Genomic DNA, 20,076 nt, shown 5'->3' with positions numbered 1-20,076 from the left:
AGTCCGACAAAAGTCTAGGACTGAGTGTCCCCGGCGGCCAAGCGCCCCAGGATGAGGGCGATCCGCAGGGTGAACGCGGAGCGGACATCGGAGGGTGACCAGCCGGTGACGTCGGTCACACGTCGTAGCCGGTAGCGCACCGTATTGGGGTGCACGAACAGCATCCGGGCCGCACCCTCCAGGCTGCTCGCCTGTTCCAGATAGACACTCAGCGTCTCCAGCAGAGCCGAACCGGCTTCTTCGAGCGGTCTGTAGATCTCCTCCACCAGTTGATCGCGTGCGGCGGGGTCTCCGGCCATCGCACGCTCCGGAAGGAGATCGTCCGACAGTACGGGGCGCGGGGCGTCCTGCCACGCCGAGCACGCCTTGAGCCCGGCGGCGGCGGCCTGCGCGGACCGGGTCGCGGCCAGCAGGTCGGGCACCACGGGCCCGGCGACGACGGGCCCGGCGGCGTACGGGCCGATCAGGGACTTCGCCACGTTCAGCGGATTGTCGCTGCCGCCGGCGATGACGACGAGCCGGTGACCGAGCACCCCGGTCAGCACCTGGAGCTTGGCGTGCCTGGCCGCCCGGCGGATCGCCTCGACGGTGAGCTCGCTGTCGCCGTCCGGGGCGGTGCCGAGGACGACACAGACGTGCTCGGGGGAATTCCAGCCGAGCGCGGCGGCCCGTGACACGGCACCCTCGTCCGCCTCGCCGGACAGCACCGCGTTGACGACGAGGGACTCCAGCCGGGCGTCCCACGCCCCGCGGGCCTCGGCGGCCTGGGCGTACACCTGGGCGGTCGCGAAGGCGATCTCGCGGGCGTAGACGAGCAGCGCCTCACGCAGCACCGACTCGTCGCCGGGGGCCGCCACCTCCTCGATCGCGGATTCCATGACCTCGATCGTCGTCCGCACCATCTCGACGGTCTGCCGCAGGGTGATGGCCCGGGTCAGCTCGCGCGGAGCCGTGCCGAACACATCGGTGGAGATGGCCTGCGGGGTCTCCGGATGCCGGAACCACTCGGTGAACGCGGCGATGCCGGCCTGGGCCACCAGACCGATCCAGGACCGGTTCTCCGGTGGCATCGCCCGGTACCACGACAGCGTCTCGTCCATGCGGGCGATGGCGTTGGCGGCCAGACGGCCGGAGGACTGCTCCAGCCGCTTCAGCGTCGCGGCATGGAGGTGGGCGGCGTTCGAGGCGGGTTGCTCAGGATCGGGTCGGGGCACGGACACAAGACTGCCTTATCGGGGCAGGTGCGCGGAGGGGAGGGGCGGGCGGGCTGCCGGGCGGGGCTACCGTGGACGTGTGATGGACGTACGCCGCTCCGGCGACCGCTTCCGCGGTGGTGACCCTGCCCCTGGTGTCTCCGCGGGCATCGAGACGCTGCACGCATTCTCCTTCGGGCGCTTCTACGACCCCGACAACCTGCGCTTCGGGCCGGTCCTGGCCTGCAACGAGGAGCGTCTCGCCCCGGGTGCCGGTTTCGACGAGCATCCGCACAGCCACACCGAGATCGTCACCTGGGTGGTGGAGGGCGAGCTCACCCACCGGGACTCGGCGGGTCACGCCACCGTCGTACGCGCGGGGGACGTCCAGCACCTCAGCTCGGCCGCCGGGGTCCGGCATGTCGAACGGAACGACGGCGAACACCCGCTGACGTTCATTCAGATGTGGCTGGCCCCGCTGGCACCCGGCGGGGACCCCTCGTACACCCATGTCGCAGGGGTCGCCGACTCCACGCCGTACGCCCTCCCGGAGTCGCACGCGATGCTCCACGTCCGCAGGCAGGCCGAGGGTGAACGCAGCGCGGTTCCGGACGCGGCGGGCGTGTACGTCCACGTCGTCCGGGGTGGGGTGCGGGTCGGTGGTGAGGAGTTGGCGGCGGGGGACTCGGCGCGGATCACGGAGCCGAAGGGGCTGGAACTGGAGGCACTGACAGCCGCCGAGGTGCTGATGTGGGAGCTCGGGACGGTGTGAGTGCGATGGCGCGGGTGTGCGTGTGCCGGAGGACCCGGACCACCGGCACGGCCTCACACGCGTCGCTTCAGCGGCCCGAGTCCGAGTGCCCTGGCCACCGTGTGAGCTGACCGCGCCCGCGGTCGCCGACGTCGAGCTTGCCTTGGAGCCGAGCCGGCAGCCCGAGCGGGCCCGTTCCTCACGCTCACGCTTCAGGTGGAAGAGCGTGTAGTCGACGCCGACCGCCAACCCGATGAGCAGGATGAGGTTCATCCCGACCCCGGCGTCGGGCAGGTCGTGCGAAGCGACCACGGACAGTCCGATCGCGGCGGCTGTCGAGGACAGCGCAAGAAGCGACGGCACAGCACACCCGCCATGACCACCGAGCCGAACACGATCAGCAGGGTGATGCGTCCGGAGAGCGCGAGATCCTCACCGCGCTGGTCGTTGACACCCTTGCTGATGGCGGGGGATCCAGTCTCCTCCACCACCAGGCCCGGATGGTCCGCGCCCACCGCCGCCGTCTGCTCCAGGAGCGGCACGACGCCTGCTCCCCAGCTCGGGGCCGTTCAGCACCACCGGGACCAGCAGGACCTGGCCGTCGTCCGGGCGGACGGGCGCCGCCCCGCCCTCCACCCCGGTGGACCCCGAGGTAGGCCGTTGGGATCCGGCGGACGGAAAAAGGGCCTCTGGAGGGGGCTGAGCCGTCCGTGATCTCGCAACGACCAGGCCTGGGCTACCGGGTGCCGAGCTCCGTCAGCAGCGCATCCGTGAAGGGGGGCCAGGCCTTGGTGGCCCAGGGGCCGAAGGCGCGGTCCGTGAGGGCTACGCAGGCCGCGCCCGCCGCCGGGTCGATCCACAGGAACGTGCCGGACTGGCCGAAGTGGCCGAAGGTCGCGGGGGAGGACGTGAGGCCCGTCCAGTGCGGGGACTTGGAGTCGCGGATCTCGAAGCCGAGGCCCCAGTCGTTGGGGTTCTGGTGGCCGTAACCCGGGAGTACGCCCTTGAGGCCCGGGTGGACGACGGTCTGGGCCTCCAGGACCGTGCGGGGGTCGAGGAGCCGGGGCGCCTGCACCTCCGCGACGAAACGCGCCAGGTCGTCCACCGTCGAGACGCCGTCCTTGGCGGGGGAGCCCTCCAGCGTCGTCGCCGTCATGCCCAGCGGCTCCAGGACCGCCTGGCGCACGTACTCCGGGAACGGGATCTCGGTGGCCTTCGCGAGGTGGTCGCCGAGGACCTCGAAACCGGCGTTGGAGTACAGCCGGCGGGTGCCGGGAGGGGCCGTGACCCGGTGTTCGTCGAAGGCGAGGCCGCTGGTGTGCGCGAGCAGGTGCCGGACGGTGGATCCCTCGGGCCCGGCCGGTTCGTCCAGCTCGACCGCGCCCTCCTCGTACGCCACCAGAGCCGCGTAGGCCACCAGCGGTTTGGTGACGGAGGCGAGCGGGAAGCGGTGTGCGGTCGGGCCGTACGTACCGACGACGGTGCCGTCCGCTCGTACGACGGCCGCCGCCGCGGTGGGCACGGGCCAGTTGTCGATCATCGCCAGGCTCTGCATGGAACGAGCCTAAACCGAAGCCCGGAACGGGACGTCACCCGAATGCGCTTGCTTGGAGTGCACTCGAAGGTTCTAGCGTGGAGGACATGACGGTGATGGAAAGCACTTCCGCACGGACCGACACCTGTGCCTCGGCCCCCCAGGCACACCCACGCCCCGAGGGCCAGGACCGCTACACCATCAGCGAGGTCGTCGCCTTCACGGGTCTCACCGCGCACACCCTGCGCTGGTACGAACGGATCGGGCTGATGCCGCACGTCGACCGGTCGCACACCGGCCAGCGCTGTTTCAGCAACCGTGACCTGGACTGGCTGGCGTTCGTCGGCAAGCTCAGGCTGACCGGGATGCCGGTCGCCGACATGGTCAGGTACGCGGAACTGCTGCGCGAGGGCGAGCACACCTTCGAGGAGCGGCAGGAACTGCTGGAGGCGACCCGCCGCGACGTGAAGACGCGGATCGTGGAACTCCAGGACACCCTCGCCGTACTCGACTTCAAGATCGACTTCTATGCGGGCGCCCGCGCGGCGTCGGAAAGGGTCTGACGGCATGAGCGACAGCACCGGAAAGACGGCGACCGTACGGCTCGGGAGCGACGGCCCCCCGGTCGGCGTGCAGGGGCTCGGCTGCATGGGGATCAGCGAGTTCTACGGGGACACGGACGAGGCGGCGGCCCGGGACACCCTGGAGGCGGCGCTGGAGGCCGGCGTCACCCTCTTCGACACCGCCGACGTCTACGGGCGCGGCGCCAACGAGACGTTCCTCGCGCCGTTCGTGGGCGCGCACCGCGAAGAGATCACGCTGGCCACGAAGTTCGGCATAGAGCGGACCGACGACCCGCTGTACCGCGGGGTGCGCAACGATCCCGCGTACATCCGGCAGGCCGTCGAGGACAGCCTGCGCCGGCTGGGCATCGAGGTCATCGACCTGTACTACATGCACCGGCGCGACCCGCTCGTCCCGCTCGCCGAGTCGGTCGGCGCGATGGCCGAGCTGGTGCGGGAGGGCAAGGTCAAGCAGCTCGGTCTGAGCGAGGTGACCGGGGCCGAGCTCCGCGAGGCGCACGCGGTGCACCCGATCGCGGCCCTGCAGTCCGAGTGGTCGCTGTTCAGCCGGGACGTGGAGCGCAGCGCCGTGCCCGCGGCCGTCGAGCTCGGGGTGACCCTCGTGCCGTATTCGCCGCTCGGCCGCGGCTTCCTGACCGGGTCCTTCGCCGACGCGTCCAAGGACCTGACGGCGGACGACTTCCGTGCGCGCCAGCCGCGCTTCACGGGGGAGAACGCCAGGACGAACGCGGCGCTGCTCGAACCCGTCCACAAGATCGCGGCGGCGCACGGTGCGACGGCCGCACAGGTGGCCCTCGCCTGGGTGCAGCAGCGTGCCGGGGTGCACGGTCTGACGGTGGTGCCGATCCCCGGGACGCGGCGGCGCGGCCGGCTGCTGGAGAACGTCGCGGCGACCCGGCTGGTCCTGACGGAGCAGGAGCTCGCGCTGCTGGAGCCGATCGCGGGGCAGGTCGCGGGGGACCGCTACCCGGACATGAGCAGCACCGCGACGGCTCGCGAGTAGCGCCCCGAGCAGCATCACTCAGGCCTCCGCGTCGCCCGGGGCCACCAGCCCCGACTCGTACGCGAAGATCACGGCCTGTGCCCGGTCCCGCAGGTCGGCCTTGGCGAGTATGCGTCCGACATGGGTCTTCACCGTCTGTCCGGCCAGGACCAGCCGTTGCGCGATCTCCTGGTTGGACAGGCCCCGGGCCACCAGCTCCAGCACCTCCGTCTCGCGCGGTGTCAGCCCCCGCAACCGCAGGGCGGGCCCGCTCCGGAACGCCCCGGTGGGCCGCTGCCGTGCGAAGTCCGCTATCAGCCGGCGGGTCACGGACGGGGCGAGGAGGGCGTCCCCCGCGGCCACGACGCGTACCGCCGAGATCAGATCGGCCGGTGGTGCGTCCTTCAGGAGGAAGCCGGACGCGCCGACGCGCAGCGCCTCGTACACGTAGTCGTCCACGTCGAACGTGGTCAGCATCAGCACCTTCGGCCGGTGTTCCGACTCCGACCCCGCCGTTGTCCCAGCCTCGGGGGACAGCAGTTCGCGGGCCGCCGCCAGTCCGTCCATCTCCGGCATCCGTACGTCCATCAGGACGACGTCCGGCCGCTGTTCACGGCTGACCTCGATGCCCCGGCGTCCGTCCGGCGCCTCTCCCACCACCTCGATGTCGCTCTGCGCGGCCAGCAGCGCGGCGAAGCCCGCCCGGACCATGGCCTGGTCGTCGACGATGATCACGCGGATGCTCAAGAGTCCTCCGGGGCAGGGGCGTTCGACGGGGCCGGACGCGAGCCGTTCCGTCTCACCGCGCAGCCGGCACCGGCGGACAGCGGAAGCCGCGCGGCCACCCGGAAGCCCCCGTCGGGCAGCGGGCCGGTGTCCAGCGTGCCGCCGGTCAACCGTACGCGTTCGCGCATCCCGACCAGCCCGTGCCCGGTCCCGGTCGTCTCCAGCGGTGAACCGGGCAGCTGCGCACGGTCGTTGACGACCAGTACGGTCAGATGGCCGTCGGCCACCGTGACCGACACCCGGGCGCGGGCCCCTGGCGCGTGCCGGACCACATTGGCCAACGCCTCCTGCACGATGCGGTACGCGGACAGGTCGACGGCCTGCGCCATCCCGTCCCGCACCGCCGCCGCCACCCCGGCGCCCATCGAGAGCTCCGCGGGAAGTCCCGACCGCACCGTCGCCTCCACCAGCTGCTGCACCCGGTCGAGCCCCGGCTGGGGAGCCCGCTCCCCAGCCGTGCCCTCGCTGCGCAGCACCGAGAGCAGCCGCCGCATCTCCGTCAGCGACTCCCGGGCGCTCGCCGCGATCGACGCGAACTCGGTGCGCGCCTGCTCGGGCAGCCCGCCGATCCGGTACGGTGCCGAGTCGGCCTGCACCGTGATCACGGACATGTGGTGCGCGACCACGTCGTGGAGCTCGCGGGCGATACGGGTCCGTTCCTCCAGGAGCGTCCGTCCGGCACGCTCGGCCTCGCTGATCGTCTCCTGCTCGACGAGCCTGCGCCGGGCCTCGCCCCGTTCCCGTAGCGCCGCCGCGACGACCAGGACCACCGCGCCGAGGACGGGCAGCAGCAGGGCGCTGCCGTTGCCGCGGTCGGGCGCGACCAGGTGCAGCAGCAGCCCCGCCGCACCCGTCACCAGCCAGACCGCCGCCGAGGCCCGCCAGGGCTCGTGCAGACCCAGGGCGAACAGCACGAAGAGGTAGGCGATCATGACCGGTGGGGTCCACGGCCAGATGCCCGTCATCCCGGCCGTCCACGGCAACGGCGCGGTGCTGAACTCCCCGGCCCCGGACGACAGCAGCACCAGGGCGCCGACCACATCCGCGCAGAAGATGATCCACCAGGCCTGCAGCGGCCGGTGCGCGAGCATCAGCAGCGGAGCGGCCTGGGCGACGGCGAGCACCGCGGCCGGACCGCCCGCCAGGCCGTACTCCGAGGTCAGGACGTTGAGCGTGACGGGCACGAACACGACGGGGAGCAGAGCGACGACCGCGTACGGCAGCTGTCGCCGCCAGCGCTTCGGGGAGCCGGCGAGGAGCGGGGCCGAGGACGGGGACGGGTGGGTCAACGCGTGGGCGAACGCCCGCAGATGGCGGCGAGCTGCGCTCGACAGGCTGTCGGCGGGTACGGATTCGGGTGGACCGGAGGCAGTGGTCATCACCCGTTCAGCCTAGGCAGCGGGCCGCGCGGCGGCGTCCTACCGGAGTGCCGTCACGCGGGGGGCCGAACCCGTACCGGGGTAGGGGGTCGCCCGGATCACAGGCCGGGTCACAGGCCGGATCACCGACCAGGTCACGGCGGCTCGCGTCCGCCCACCAGCAGCTCGCCGACGACGTCTCGCCGACGACGTCTCGCCGACGACGTCTCGTCGGCTACAGCTCGGCGAGCAGCTCCGCCTTCTTCGCGCCGAACTCCTCGTCCGTCACCAGGCCGGCCTCGTGCAGGTCCCCGAGGTGCCGGATCCGCTCGGCGATGTCCGCCGGGTCGCGCCGTCCGCCGCCCGTCCCGGCGGGAGCCGTGGCGACGGGCACCGACTGGGTCCGGCGGACGGACTCCAGGACCGCCGCGGCGAACGGCAGCGACTCGTGAACCGGCCCGTAGCCCAGACCGAACACGACAGCGGCCGGATCCTGGTCGGCCTGGAGCCGCCGGACCGCATGCCGCGCGTCAGGTGCCGGGCCGGACGGAACAACCGAGTCGGGTTCCCCGGCACAGGCACCGCGCGGCACCAGCCGTAGATAGCCCTCGAACGCCTCGGGCGAACGCCACTCCACACCGCTCAGGTCCGCCACCGGGAACGCCTGGTCGCCGGCCTTCCACTTGGCGCTGGACGCACCAGTCCAGGACCAGCGGAAGGACACCCGCGACCCGTCGAAGCCGGCCCGTCCGTCGTACGCCTTGAACCGCATCGGTGCCTCGGGGGCCGTGACCAGGAAGCGTTCGGCGGGCAGCGAGGCGTCGGGGCCGAGCAGGGCCCGCAATTCGTCCGCGTAGTACTCGGCGAGCGTCTCGCGCTCCGCCGGCAGCACCAGGCGGTACGGGTCGCAGCCCTCCTTCAGCTGCCCGGCCGCGGCCTCCAGCAGCGGATCCGCACCCGGTCTCGGCACCGCGTGCAGGACCACCGTGCCCCGCTTGCCCGGGGTCAGCGCCACCGATGACAACGCCGCGTACGGAATGCGGCGTTCACGCAGACTCAGAAAGAGCCTCGGCGTGCGGATCCCCCGTTCGAAGCGGATGAGCACGGAGTCGGTGTCGAACTCCCAGGTGGCCTGAATTCCCGCCAGCACATCACCCATGTGCCTCATCGTATGCGGCACGGGTCCGCGCGTCCCCCCTCGGTACGGTCGGAAACCGGCAAGGCAGCCCGCGTCCTCTACGCGCGTCAGGCACCGGGCGCGCCGGAAATGCCGCGGTGGCACGCGTGGTCGGCGGCTGAGCAGCTGACCGAGTCGTAGGCGCCCACCCCGATCGCGGCGAAGTTGCTGAGGCTCGTCGTGCCCGGCTCGAAATAGCCGCTGTGCCCGATCGCACCGCTTGCCGACACGATCCGCGCACCGAAGCCCGGCTCGACCGGATCGGCACCGTGGCCGAGCCCGCCGACCGCCATGTTCGGCACGTCCTCGATCCAGTCGTCGCCGTCCCGCATCGCCCACACCCTCGCCCGGGTGTGCAGACCGGCCGCACTGTCCGCCCGCATGCCCGGACTGCCCGCGACCGCGATGTCGGACACCCGCGAAGGCAGCTCGCGGGCCGCGACACCGCACAGCACGGAGCCGTAGCTGTGGCAGAACAGCGAGACGGACGAGGTGCCGGGCAGTGCGCCCACCAGCGCGTTCAGCCGCACCGCGCCCTCCGCCGCGAGCTTGCCCAGCGCCGCGTCCATGCCGATCCCGGCGGGCGCCGTGTAGTCGGCCCAGGCGATCACCGCGGTTCGGGAACCGGGGACGGCGGCGCGCTCGGCGGCGTACAGCGACCGCGCCATGCCGACGGGCGCCGCGTTCTTCTTGCGCCCGGTGCGCTCCAGCGTCAGCAGATTCGTGTCGACCCCGGGGACGACGACCGAGACCCGCCGCGCCCGGTCGAGGTCACCGAAGACCTCCGCCGCATGGCCCCTGCCCGACGGGTCGAAGGCGAGGATCTGCCGGTCACCGGCGAGCAGCGACCTGAAGCGTTCGAGCCGGAGCGCGGCCTGACGGCGGCCGTCGGGCGAAAGTCCGGTGTCCTGCGTCCGCAGCTGCTCCTCGGCCCGCGCCCGCACCAGGGCGTGGCGGTTGGCCCGGTACCGCAGGGTGACCGGGGCGCCGTTCAGATTCCCCACCACGAGCGGGTACTTGTCGGCGAGCGCGACCTGCTGGCCCGCTGTGAGCGTCGCGAAGAAGTGGGCCAGCCGGTACGCCGGCGCGTCGGTGTCCGGGAGGGAGTGACCGGCTGTCCGGTCCCTCGCCCAGGCGGCCAGCGCGATCTCGCGTGGTGCGGCGGAGTGCTGATGACGCACGGCGGTCCACCCGGTGGTCGCGAGCATCACGAACACGACCGCGACGGCGAGCAGGGCGCGCCATGCGGTGAGCGTGGGAGAGGAGTCGAAGGAAGTCACTGGGCCCCACCCTAGGAGACGTGCACAGACCGACGTCACAGGGGTGACGCAGATCACCCGAGCGCGGGGAATTGGGCAGGGGACTCTCACGCTCCGTGTGCGTCGCGCCCACACTGCGATGCGCCGAGGGCCCGTTGGGCACTGGAAATGAACGGCGAGGCCGAGGTGCTGTGAGTTCGCCCATGGTCCGGTGACGAGAGGTGCGGCACAGCCGTAGGGTCCGCCTAAGCGGCGCGCCATCCTTCGGAGAGCGCAGGTCCGAGGTGGTCCAGGTGGAGCTCGGTCAGACGGCGCAGCGCCTCCACGCTCGCGTCCTGGCGCTGCCCCCACAGCTGTCCGGTCAGCCGCATCACCCCGGAGAACGCGGCGACGGCCACCCGCGGCCGGGGATCCGCGCACGGGTCGAGTCCTTCACGCTCCGCGATCAGCAGGGTGATCTGGCGCTCCAGATCGACGCTGCGCCGCATGTGGGCGGCGATCAGCGAGGGCGTCGACTCGATCATCCGGTACGTCCGCATCTGGAGCGCGACCGTGATGTTCCCCCCGGGGGCGTCGGCGATACTGACCCAGGCCTGCAACACGGCCCGGCGCATGGCCTCGAAGGGGGACTCCCCGGCGGGGCGCCGGCGCAGTTCCGAGAGGAAGCTCAGCTCGACCTTCTCCTGGATGGCGAAGGCCGCCGCTTCCTTGTTCGCGAAGTAGCGGAAGAAGGTGCGCTGGGACACCTCGACGGCGTCGACGATCTCGTCGATGGTGGTCGTGTCGTAGCCCTGGGTGGTGAAGAGCTCCAGAGCGGTGTGCAGCAGGGCCTCGCGGGTGCGCTGCTTCTTGCGCTCACGCAATCCGGCCGGAGCTCCCACCGCGGGCGCCCCGGATGCCTGCGTGCGCGTCACTTTCCGGACCTCTTTCTGCTGCTTTGGGCGTCTCGGCCTACCTGTGAGCTACATGACAGTTACTGTCTTGTGAATTGGTTTGTCAACTGTCAGACGCTGACACTAATCTCCAGCGCATGACTAGTCAGACCACTGTCGAGAAGGCGCCGCGGGAGCCTGAAGACACCCACGTTCCCGCACCGGTGAAGGGGCTGCGCGGCCATCCCTGGCTGACGCTCTTCGGCGTCGCCATCGGCGTGATGATGGTGGCCCTCGACGGCACGATCGTCGCGATCGCCAACCCCGCCATCCAGCAGGACCTCGGCGCCTCGCTTGCCGACGTCCAGTGGATCACCAACGGCTACATGCTCGCGCTCGCGGTCTCCCTGATCACCGCGGGCAAGCTCGGTGACCGCTTCGGCCACCGCCAGACCTTCCTGATAGGCATCGCGGGGTTCGCCGCCGCCTCGGCGGCGATCGGCTTCTCCCAGGGTGTGACCCTGGTGATCGTCTTCCGGGTCCTCCAGGGCCTCTTCGGCGCCCTGCTGATGCCGGCGGCGCTCGGCCTGCTGCGCGCCACCTTCCCGGCCGAGAAGCTGAACATGGCGATCGGCATCTGGGGCATGGTGATCGGCGCCTCGACCGCGGGCGGCCCCATCCTCGGCGGTGTGCTCGTGGAGCACGTCAGCTGGCAGTCCGTCTTCTTCATCAACGTGCCGGTCGGTGTGCTCGCGCTCGCCTTCGGCCTGGTGGTCCTCAAGGACCACCGCGCCGAGAACGCGCCGAAGTCCTTCGACATCGGCGGCATCGTGCTGCTGTCGCTGGCGATGTTCTGCCTGATCTGGTCGCTGATCAAGGGCTCCGAGTGGGGCTGGGGCGACCCGAAGACGATCGGCTTCCTCGTCGGCGCCGTCGTCCTGTTCGCCGCGTTCGCGTTCACCCAGACGAAGGTCAGGGAACCGCTGATCCCGCTGGCCATGTTCCGCTCCGTGCCCCTCTCGGCGGGTGTGGTGCTGATGGTGATGATGGCCTTCGCCTTCATGGGCGGGCTGTTCTTCGTGACCTTCTACCTGCAGAACGTGCACGGCATGAGCCCGGTCGACAGCGGTCTGCACCTGCTGCCGCTGACCGGAATGATGATCGTCGGATCGCCGCTCGCGGGCTTCGCCATCACCAAGCTGGGCCCGCGCGTCCCGCTGGTCGGCGGCATGGTGTTCACCGCGATCGCCATGTTCGGCATGTCGCAGCTGAGCATCGGCACCGGCACGCTGACCATGTCCATCTGGTTCGGTCTGCTCGGTCTCGGACTCGCCCCGGTGATGGTCGGCGCGACCGAGGTCATCGTCGGCAACGCCCCGATGGAGCTCTCCGGGGTCGCCGGCGGACTCCAGCAGGCCGCGATGCAGGTCGGCGGCAGCCTCGGCACGGCCGTCCTCGGCGCAGTCATGGCCGCCCAGGTCGACGCGAAGCTCGGGGACAACTGGAAGGACGCCGGCCTCCCGCCGGTGAACGCCACCGAGCTGGAGCAGGCGTCCTCGGCCATCAAGGTCGGGATGCCCCCCGTCGCGCCCGGCACCCCGCCGGAGATCGCGGCGAAGATCACGAGTGTCGCCCATGACACGTTCGTGTCGGGTATGAGCTCCGCGTTCATGGTCGCGGGCATCGTCGCCGTGGTAGCGGCGCTCGTCGCCACACTCACCAAACGCGGTGCGAACGCTGAGGCGGGAGCGGGCGCGGCCCACATCTGATCCCCCGAACCCCTGACGCGGAGACGTCAACACAGCGCGTACGACAGCCCCGCCGGACGGTTCCGGCGGGGCTGTCGCCTATCAGGGTGGTCCATCGCCCGGCCCCTTCCCGATGCGCTCCCGCGCAGGTCAGAGTGCGGACATCGATTCACTCGACCACGGGGGTTGATCCACCATGCGTACGACCGTTCTCGCCGCCACCCTGGCGGCCACCGCGCTCGTCCCGGCCACGGCACTGGCCGGCACCGCGCCCGCCGCACACCACACGCCCGCCGGACAGGGGCGCACGCACAGTTCCCCCGCGGGGCTCGCGCCCTGCGGGGCGGGGCAGCTCTGCCTCTGGACGAAACCCGACTTCGAGGGAGCCGGACAGACCCACGAGCTGTCCGGCGTCGACATCGAGAGCTGCGTCCCGCTGCCCGCCGGCGGCCGGGCCCAGTCCCTCGTCAACCGCACCGGGCGCCCCGTCACCACGTACCAGTCGGCCGAGTGCGGGGAGACCGGGGAGTTCGAGACGTACCCGGGCGGCGGCACCTGGGTGCCCCGGTCGCCGTACACCGTGAGGGCCTTCAAGATCTGGGAGAACTGACCGTGAGTGCCCCGCGGACCGAGGACGGCTGACCGGCCGCGGAACGCCGAAGGGCGGCGGAACCCTGGGTAACGCCGAGGGGCGGCGGAACCCTGGGGTCCCGCCGCCCCTCGTGCCCGGGCACCACGCACGGCCGGTGCCGTCAAGCCCTGGCCGTGCGTCCGCGCCCTACGTCCGTGCCGACCGTGCCGTTACGCGTCGCCGCCGGCCGGGCCCGGGTCGGCCGCGGCCACGTCCAGGAGGTCGTACCGGTCCACCGCCGTCTTCAGCGCCGAACGGTCGATGCGGCCCTCCTTCGCCAGCTCCGTGAGCACCGCGAGCACGATCGACTGCGCGTCGATGTGGAAGAAGCGGCGGGCCGCCCCGCGCGTGTCGGCGAAGCCGAAGCCGTCCGCACCCAGCGACTGGTACGCACCGGGCACCCAGCGTGCGATCTGGTCGGGCACCGAACGCATCCAGTCCGAGACCGCCACGAACGGTCCCTCGGAGCCGGAGAGCTTCCGGGTCACGTACGGGACGCGCTGCTCCTCCTCCGGGTGGAGCAGGTTGTACCGCTCCACGTCCACGGCCTCACGGCGCAGTTCGTTCCAGGAGGTCGCCGACCAGACGTCCGCCTTCACGTTCCACTCGTCGGCGAGGATCCGCTGCGCCTCCACCGCCCACGGCACCGCCACACCGGACGCCATGATCTGGGCCGGGATCTGGCCCTTCTCGCCGCTGCTGTAGCGGTACACGCCCTTGAGGATGCCGTCGACATCGACATCGGCGGGCTCGGCCGGGTGCTGGATCGGCTCGTTGTAGACGGTGAGGTAGTAGAAGACGTCCTCGTTCTCCTCGGGCGTCCCGCCGTACATCCTGCGCAGACCGTCCTTGACGATGTGCGCGATCTCGTACCCGAACGCCGGGTCGTACGCGACACAGCCCGGGTTCGTCGAGGCGAGCAGCTGCGAGTGGCCGTCCGCGTGCTGGAGCCCTTCACCGGTCAGCGTCGTACGTCCGGCGGTCGCACCCAGCACGAAACCGCGCGCGAGCTGGTCGGCCATCTGCCAGAACTGGTCACCGGTGCGCTGGAAACCGAACATCGAGTAGAAGACGTACACCGGGATCAGCGGCTCGCCGTGCGTGGCGTACGCCGAGCCCGCGGCGATCAGCGAGGCCGTGCAGCCGGCCTCGGAGATGCCGTCGTGCAGCATCTGGCCGGTCGGCGACTCCTTGTACGCGAGCAGGAGGTCGCGGTCCACCGCTTCGTACTGCTGACCCAGCGGGTTGTAGATCTTCGCACTCGGGAAGAACGCGTCCATGCCGAAGGTGCGGTACTCGTCGGGGGCGATCAGCACGAAACGCTTGCCGATCTCCTTGTCCCGCATGAGGTCCTTCAGGACGCGGACGAACGCCATGGTGGTGGCGATCGACTGCTGACCCGAACCCTTCTTCGCAGTCGCGTAGGCCTTGTCGTCCGGCAGTGGGAGCGGCTCGGCGCGCACCACACGGGTCGGGACGTAGCCGCCCAGGCCCTGGCGGCGGTCGTGCATGTACTGGATCTCTTCCGAGTCGCGGCCCGGGTGGTAGTAGGGCGGGTAGCCCTCGTCCAGCTGCTTGTCCGTGATCGGGATGTGCAGCCGGTCGCGGAAGCGCTTGAGGTCCTCGACCGTGAGCTTCTTCATCTGGTGGGTCGCGTTGCGGCCCTCGAAGTTCGGTCCGAGGGTCCAGCCCTTGACCGTCTGCGCCAGGATCACCGTCGGCTGGCCCTTGTGCGCCTTGGCCGCCGAGTACGCCGCGTAGACCTTCCGGTGGTCGTGGCCGCCGCGCCCCAGGTGCAGGATCTGGTGGTCGGACATGTCCTTGACCATGTCGCGCAGCCGCGGGTCGTCACCGAAGAAGTGGTCCCGGATGTACGCGCCCGTCTCGGTGGCGTACGTCTGGAACTGGCCGTCCGGGGTGGTGTTCAGCTTGTTGACCAGGATGCCCGTGCGGTCCTGCGCGAGCAGCGGGTCCCAGGTGCGGTCCCAGACCAGCTTGATGACGTTCCAGCCGGCGCCGCGGAACTGCGACTCCAGCTCCTGGATGATCTTCCCGTTGCCGCGGACCGGGCCGTCCAGGCGCTGCAGGTTGCAGTTGACCACGAAGGTGAGGTTGTCCAGACCCTCACGGGCGGCGATGGAGAGCTGGCCGAGCGACTCCGGCTCGTCCATCTCGCCGTCACCCAGGTAGGCCCAGACGTGCGACTTGGAGGTGTCGGCGATGCCGCGCGCCTCCATGTAGCGGTTCATCCGCGCCTGGTAGATCGCACCGAGCGGACCGAGGCCCATCGAGACGGTCGGGAACTCCCAGAAGTCCGGCATCAGCCGCGGGTGCGGGTAGCTGGACAGCCCGTTCGGTGCCTTCGACTTCTCCTGGCGGAAGGCGTCGAGCTGCGCCTCGCTCAGCCGGTCGAGCAGGAAGGCACGGGCGTAGATCCCCGGGGACGCGTGCCCCTGGAAGAAGATCTGGTCGCCTCCGTCACCATGGTCCTTGCCACGGAAGAAGTGGTTGAAGCCCACGTCGTACAGCGAGGCGGAGGACGCGAAGGTGGCGATGTGGCCGCCGACCCCGATCCCGGGACGCTGCGCGCGGGAGACCATCACCGCGGCGTTCCACCGGGTCGCGTTGAGGACCTTGCGCTCGATCTCCTCGTCGCCGGGGAAGAACGGCTCGTCCTTCGTGGCGATCGTGTTCACGTAGTCCGTGCTGCGCATCTCCGGCACGGCGACACGCTTCTCGCGCGCGCGTTCGATGAGGCGGAGCATCAGGTAGCGAGCCCGCTCACGGCCTCGCTCGTCGACGGCGGCGTCGAGGGAGTCGAGCCATTCCTGGGTCTCTTCCGGGTCGAAGTCCGGGACCTGGCTCGGAAGGCCGCCAATGATGATCGGGTTGCGATCGGATCCGGAAGCCACGCTGTTCCTTCGCTGTTCGGTGATGCTCTTCGGGGCCTGGTTGCGGGGGAACGTACCCCCGGAGCGTCTGCTGTACGCCGACTCCATCGTGTACCGAGAGAGGTTGAACGTCATCTCTACTGTGGGGTAACGCAAGGTTCCCGAACACCGGGTCCGGGCGTGGGTACCGGCGGAACGAGGGCGCTCCGGCCCAAACCGCAACCATACGCCCAACCCGGCCATGCGTTCCCAAAGGCTGTTCGACTCCGAATGGCGGACCGAAACGGCATAAGCTGAGGAAGGACGTAAAGGGTTCGGACAGCGTTCCGGGCCCCGCAGGAGACATGCCGGAAGTTGCGGCGACGTGGCAGGGAACGTCACCGTTTAGGCGGTCTCGGACGCCGGGTACTTGCGCGATTCGCCGAGCCCGTGTGGACTACGGCCAACGCCCCGCGCACGCGCGTGGCTGAAGCATTTTCCGAAACATGATCAGGAGGCAACCCGTGAGCGCGACCGCGGACCACGCGGAGGAGCGGACCAACCCGGCAGCACGCCTGGGGTTCGAGCCCGGACAAGTGGTCCAGGAGATCGGCTACGACGACGACGTCGAGCTGGAGCTCCGTGAGGGCATTGAGGCCACAATCGGCCAGGAACTCGTCGACGAGGAGTACGACGACGTCGCTGACGTCGTCCTGCTCTGGTTCCGCGACGAGGACGGCGACCTTACGGACGCGCTGGTGGATGCCATTGGTCTGCTCGAGGACGGTGGGGCGGTCTGGCTGCTGACGCCCAAGACCGGCCGCGACGGATACGTCGAACCGAGCGACATCAACGAGGCTGCCCAGACAGCTGGTCTCGCCCAGACCAAGAGCATCAGCGCGGGCAAGGACTGGACGGGCAGCCGTCTGGTCACTCCCAAGGGGGCTCCGGCCAAGCGCTGAACCCCTTTCATCACCGAGGCCCCCGACGGCACCGCGCCGCCGGGGGCCTTCGTACGTTCCGACAGGGGCGGGCGGGGCTTTCGTGAGCGGGCCGGAGGGCCTCCACGCGGGCCCGCCCGGGCCCGGCGGAGGGCTCTGCGTAGGGTGGGAGTCACCCGGACGGACCAGCCCGGGAAAGTGGTGACGCTGCGAAGGGACACGTTTCATGGCGATCGAGGTCGACACGCCGGCTCCGGATTTCGAACTGAAGGACAACCACGGGCGGACGGTGAAGCTGTCCGACTTCCGTGGTGAGAAGAACGTGGTGCTGCTCTTCTACCCGTTCGCCTTCACCGGTGTCTGCACGGGCGAGCTCTGCGCGCTCCGTGACGAGCTGCCCAAGTTCGAGAACGACGACACCCAGCTGCTCGCCGTCTCCAACGACTCGATCCACACCCTGCGCGTCTTCGCCGAGCAGGAAGGCCTCGAGTACCCGCTGCTGTCGGACTTCTGGCCGCACGGCGAGACCTCGCGGGCGTACGGCGTCTTCGACGAGGACAAGGGCTGCGCGGTGCGGGGCACCTTCGTCATCGACAAGGCGGGCGTGGTCCGCTGGACCGTCGTCAACGGCCTGCCGGACGCGCGTGACCTGAACGACTACATCAAGGCCCTCGACTCGATCTGATTCCGGGATCTCCTGGCGGCACCCGGCCAAAAGCCTGTTTGGCCGGGAACCGGTCACTAGGATCCAATCGTTGATCCGATGCCAACGCACGACGGGGGCGCTGGTGTCTGCCGGCCCTCTCAAAACATTTGGAGGACTCGTGGGAGTCAGCCTCAGCAAGGGCGGCAACGTCTCGCTGACCAAGGCCGCGCCGAACCTGACCGCGGTCATCGTCGGTCTGGGCTGGGATGCCCGTACGACCACCGGTGGTGACTTCGACCTCGACGCCAGCGCTCTGCTGACGAACACCGAGGGCAAGGTCGGCGGTGACGGGAATTTCGTCTTCTTCAACAACCTCAAGAGCCCCGACGGCTCGGTCGAGCACACCGGCGACAACCTCACCGGTGAGGGCGAGGGCGACGACGAGGTCATCAAGGTCAACCTCGCCGGTGTCCCGGCCGACGTGGACAAGATCGTCTTCCCGGTCTCGATCTACGAGGCCGAGAGCCGCCAGCAGAGCTTCGGCCAGGTGCGCAACGCGTACATCCGCGTGGTGAACCAGGCGGACAACACCGAGCTCGCACGCTACGACCTGAGCGAGGACGCCTCGACCGAGACCGCCATGGTCTTCGGTGAGCTCTACCGCAACGGCGCGGAGTGGAAGTTCCGCGCCATCGGCCAGGGGTATGCGTCGGGTCTGCGCGGCATCGCGCAGGACTTCGGCGTCAACGTCTGAGCCGTCTCAGCCTCACCACGTCCGGCGCCGCACGTTGTGCGGCGCCGGACGTGGTGGACAGAGCGTTCCGCGCCCCGCAGGCGCCGTGCGCTCGCAGGACCGTCCATCGACTCGGGGAGGACACACCATGGGCGTCACGCTCGCCAAGGGAGGCAATGTCTCCCTCTCCAAGGCCGCACCCAATCTGACCCAGGTGCTGATCGGGCTCGGCTGGGACGCACGATCCACGACGGGAGCCGACTTCGACCTCGACGCCAGCGCACTGCTGTGCCAGTCGGGCCGGGTGCTCGGTGACGAGTGGTTCGTGTTCTACAACAACCTCACCAGCCCCGACGGCTCCGTCGAGCACACCGGCGACAACCTCACGGGTGAGGGCGATGGCGACGACGAGTCGGTCATCGTGAACCTCGCGGAGGTGCCGGCGCACTGCGACAAGATCCTTTTCCCTGTCTCGATCCACGAAGCCGATAATCGTGGGCAGACTTTCGGGCAGGTCAACAATGCCTTCATTCGCGTGGTGAACCAGGCGGACGGCCAGGAGCTGGCGCGTTACGACCTCAGCGAGGACGCTTCGACGGAGACGGCGATGATCTTCGGGGAGCTGTACCGCTACGGCGGGGAGTGGAAATTCCGCGCAGTCGGACAGGGGTACGCGTCGGGGCTGCGGGGCATCGCTCTAGACTTCGGGGTCAACGTTTCGTAAAGCCGCGCACGGCGCGGGGGAGCCCCTCACTCACCGGGGGAGGTCCGTACACACACGATGGGGTGCCAGTGATTCTGAAAACCTTCGGCTGGTCGTTCGCGGTTACCGCGGCCGGCCTGGTCGCAGCGGTGTTCTACGGGGGGTGGCAGGCCTTCGGTATCGTCGCGATCCTGTCGATCCTGGAGATCTCGCTGTCCTTCGACAACGCGGTGATCAACGCCGGAATCCTCAAGAAGATGAGTGAGTTCTGGCAGAAGATCTTCCTCACCATCGGTGTGCTCATCGCCGTCTTCGGTATGCGGCTGGTCTTCCCCGTCGTGATCGTGGCCATCAGCGCCCAGCTCGGGCCCATAGAGGCCATCGACCTCTCGTTCAACGACCCGGACCGCTACAAGGAACTGGTGACGGACGCGCATCCGTCCATCGCCGCCTTCGGTGGCATGTTCCTGTTGATGATCTTCCTCGACTTCATTTTCGAGGACCGTGACATCCAGTGGCTCGGCTGGCTCGAGCGCCCGCTCGCCAAGCTCGGCAAGGTCGACATGCTGTCGGTCTGTGTCGCGCTGATCGTCCTGCTGATCTCGGCCATGTGGTTCGCGCCCAAGGCGCACCAGCACGGTGGCGCTCACGCGGACAAGGCGGAGACCGTCCTGCTCGCCGGCATCGCCGGTCTGATCACCTACCTCGTCGTGGGCGGGCTCTCCGGATTCTTCGAGAACAAGCTCGAGGAGGAGGAGGAGCGCGAACACGAGGCCGAGGAAGAGGCCAAGAAGGCCGGTAAGCCGGTCTCCGCGGTCGTGCTCGCGGGCAAGGCGGCGTTCTTCATGTTCCTCTACCTCGAGGTCCTCGACGCGTCCTTCTCCTTCGACGGTGTCATCGGCGCATTCGCCATCACCAACGAGATCGTGCTGATGGCCCTCGGCCTCGGTATCGGCGCCATGTACGTCCGATCGCTCACCGTCTACCTGGTCCGCCAGGGCACGCTGGACGACTACGTCTACCTGGAGCACGGCGCGCACTACGCGATCGGCGCGCTGTCCGTCATCCTTCTCGTCACCATCCGGTTCGAGATCAACGAGCTCATCACGGGTCTCGTCGGAGTCGTGCTGATCGGCTGGTCCTTCTGGTCCTCGGTGCGCCGCAACAACGCGCTCGCCGCTGCCGGCGGCGACGGCGGCAGCCCCGATTCCCCGGCGGAAGTCTCCTCCGGGGTGTGACCCGGTAGGGAATGAGGAACGCTCTCTCTGCGGGGCGGCCCACGGCGGCGGTTCTCCGGGAACACCCGGA

The 20,076-nt window shown here is 69.9% G+C and carries 18 protein-coding genes and 1 pseudogene; 10 read left to right on the top strand and 9 right to left on the bottom strand.

Annotated elements, in window-relative coordinates; genetic code table 11:
- Positions 1-14: 14 nt before the first annotated feature.
- Positions 15-1,214, bottom strand: a complete 1,200-nt coding sequence (locus OG524_RS11070; RefSeq protein WP_405391011.1) for a PucR family transcriptional regulator — start codon at positions 1,212-1,214, stop codon at positions 15-17.
- A gap of 82 nt (positions 1,215-1,296) precedes the next feature.
- Between OG524_RS11070 and OG524_RS11065 the strand changes: the two genes are divergently transcribed.
- Complete coding sequence (locus OG524_RS11065; protein WP_405393239.1) at positions 1,297-1,965, top strand: pirin family protein; 669 nt, start codon at positions 1,297-1,299, stop codon at positions 1,963-1,965.
- Between the two features lie 114 nt (positions 1,966-2,079).
- Here the strand turns inward: OG524_RS11065 and OG524_RS11060 are convergent.
- A pseudogene (locus tag OG524_RS11060) lies at positions 2,080-2,568 on the bottom strand (MMPL family transporter); the annotation flags it as partial.
- A gap of 112 nt (positions 2,569-2,680) precedes the next feature.
- The gene (locus OG524_RS11055; protein ID WP_405391012.1) at positions 2,681-3,499 is read right to left on the bottom strand and encodes a serine hydrolase domain-containing protein; all 819 of its coding nucleotides are present in this window, start codon (positions 3,497-3,499) and stop codon (positions 2,681-2,683) included.
- 86 nt (positions 3,500-3,585) lie between these two features.
- Here OG524_RS11055 and OG524_RS11050 point away from each other — a divergent pair, with 86 nt between their 5' ends.
- Positions 3,586-4,041, top strand: a complete 456-nt coding sequence (locus OG524_RS11050; RefSeq protein ID WP_405391013.1) for a MerR family transcriptional regulator — start codon at positions 3,586-3,588, stop codon at positions 4,039-4,041.
- A gap of 4 nt (positions 4,042-4,045) precedes the next feature.
- Complete coding sequence (locus OG524_RS11045) at positions 4,046-5,065, top strand: aldo/keto reductase (RefSeq protein WP_405391014.1); 1,020 nt, start codon at positions 4,046-4,048, stop codon at positions 5,063-5,065.
- Positions 5,066-5,083: 18 nt separating this feature from the next.
- Here the strand turns inward: OG524_RS11045 and OG524_RS11040 are convergent, their stop codons facing one another.
- From OG524_RS11040 to OG524_RS11020, 5 genes are all read right to left on the bottom strand, one after another.
- Positions 5,084-5,791: a response regulator gene (locus OG524_RS11040; protein ID WP_405391015.1), complete on the bottom strand. Its 708-nt coding sequence runs from the start codon at positions 5,789-5,791 to the stop codon at positions 5,084-5,086.
- Positions 5,788-7,212: a sensor histidine kinase gene (locus OG524_RS11035; RefSeq protein ID WP_405391016.1), complete on the bottom strand. Its 1,425-nt coding sequence runs from the start codon at positions 7,210-7,212 to the stop codon at positions 5,788-5,790. The genes OG524_RS11040 and OG524_RS11035 overlap by 4 nt, the downstream gene beginning before the upstream one ends.
- 211 nt (positions 7,213-7,423) lie before the next feature.
- Positions 7,424-8,347, bottom strand: a complete 924-nt coding sequence (locus OG524_RS11030; RefSeq protein ID WP_405810026.1) for a DUF4429 domain-containing protein — start codon at positions 8,345-8,347, stop codon at positions 7,424-7,426.
- Positions 8,348-8,433: 86 nt separating this feature from the next.
- The gene (locus tag OG524_RS11025; protein WP_405391018.1) at positions 8,434-9,645 is read right to left on the bottom strand and encodes an alpha/beta hydrolase; all 1,212 of its coding nucleotides are present in this window, start codon (positions 9,643-9,645) and stop codon (positions 8,434-8,436) included.
- A 224-nt stretch (positions 9,646-9,869) separates the two neighbouring features.
- Entirely contained in the window at positions 9,870-10,538 is a 669-nt protein-coding gene (locus OG524_RS11020) for a TetR/AcrR family transcriptional regulator (protein ID WP_405810024.1), read from the bottom strand.
- 116 nt (positions 10,539-10,654) lie between these two features.
- On the opposite strand from OG524_RS11020, the gene OG524_RS11015 reads away from it, so the two are divergent.
- Together OG524_RS11015 and OG524_RS11010 are read left to right on the top strand one after the other, a co-directional pair.
- Positions 10,655-12,265: an MFS transporter gene (locus OG524_RS11015; RefSeq protein ID WP_405391020.1), complete on the top strand. Its 1,611-nt coding sequence runs from the start codon at positions 10,655-10,657 to the stop codon at positions 12,263-12,265.
- Positions 12,266-12,440: 175 nt separating this feature from the next.
- The gene (locus tag OG524_RS11010) at positions 12,441-12,854 is read left to right on the top strand and encodes a peptidase inhibitor family I36 protein (RefSeq protein ID WP_405391021.1); all 414 of its coding nucleotides are present in this window, start codon (positions 12,441-12,443) and stop codon (positions 12,852-12,854) included.
- Between the two features lie 191 nt (positions 12,855-13,045).
- Here OG524_RS11010 and aceE read toward each other — a convergent pair whose 3' ends face one another.
- Positions 13,046-15,787 carry a pyruvate dehydrogenase (acetyl-transferring), homodimeric type gene (gene aceE / locus OG524_RS11005; RefSeq protein ID WP_405391022.1) on the bottom strand — a complete coding sequence of 914 codons (2,742 nt, stop codon included), beginning with the start codon at positions 15,785-15,787 and terminating at the stop codon, positions 13,046-13,048.
- A gap of 482 nt (positions 15,788-16,269) precedes the next feature.
- Between aceE and OG524_RS11000 the strand changes: the two genes are divergently transcribed.
- From OG524_RS11000 to OG524_RS10980, 5 genes are all read left to right on the top strand, one after another.
- Complete coding sequence (locus OG524_RS11000) at positions 16,270-16,707, top strand: DUF3052 domain-containing protein (protein WP_384492779.1); 438 nt, start codon at positions 16,270-16,272, stop codon at positions 16,705-16,707.
- 205 nt (positions 16,708-16,912) lie between these two features.
- Positions 16,913-17,371, top strand: coding sequence for a peroxiredoxin (locus OG524_RS10995; RefSeq protein ID WP_405391023.1), 459 nt, complete (start codon positions 16,913-16,915; stop codon positions 17,369-17,371).
- A gap of 139 nt (positions 17,372-17,510) precedes the next feature.
- The gene (locus tag OG524_RS10990; RefSeq protein ID WP_384492777.1) at positions 17,511-18,086 is read left to right on the top strand and encodes a TerD family protein; all 576 of its coding nucleotides are present in this window, start codon (positions 17,511-17,513) and stop codon (positions 18,084-18,086) included.
- Between the two features lie 127 nt (positions 18,087-18,213).
- On the top strand, positions 18,214-18,789 hold the full coding sequence (locus tag OG524_RS10985) for a TerD family protein (RefSeq protein WP_405391024.1): 576 nt from the start codon (positions 18,214-18,216) through the stop codon (positions 18,787-18,789).
- Between the two features lie 68 nt (positions 18,790-18,857).
- Positions 18,858-20,006, top strand: a complete 1,149-nt coding sequence (locus tag OG524_RS10980) for a DUF475 domain-containing protein (RefSeq protein WP_405810020.1) — start codon at positions 18,858-18,860, stop codon at positions 20,004-20,006.
- Positions 20,007-20,076: the final 70 nt, after the last annotated feature.

Source organism: Streptomyces sp. NBC_01520, from assembly GCF_045040375.1.
Lineage (GTDB): Bacteria > Actinomycetota > Actinomycetes > Streptomycetales > Streptomycetaceae > Streptomyces.
The sequence above is the reverse complement of the archived record's forward strand: the minus strand, read 5'-3'. Positions and strand labels throughout refer to the sequence as shown.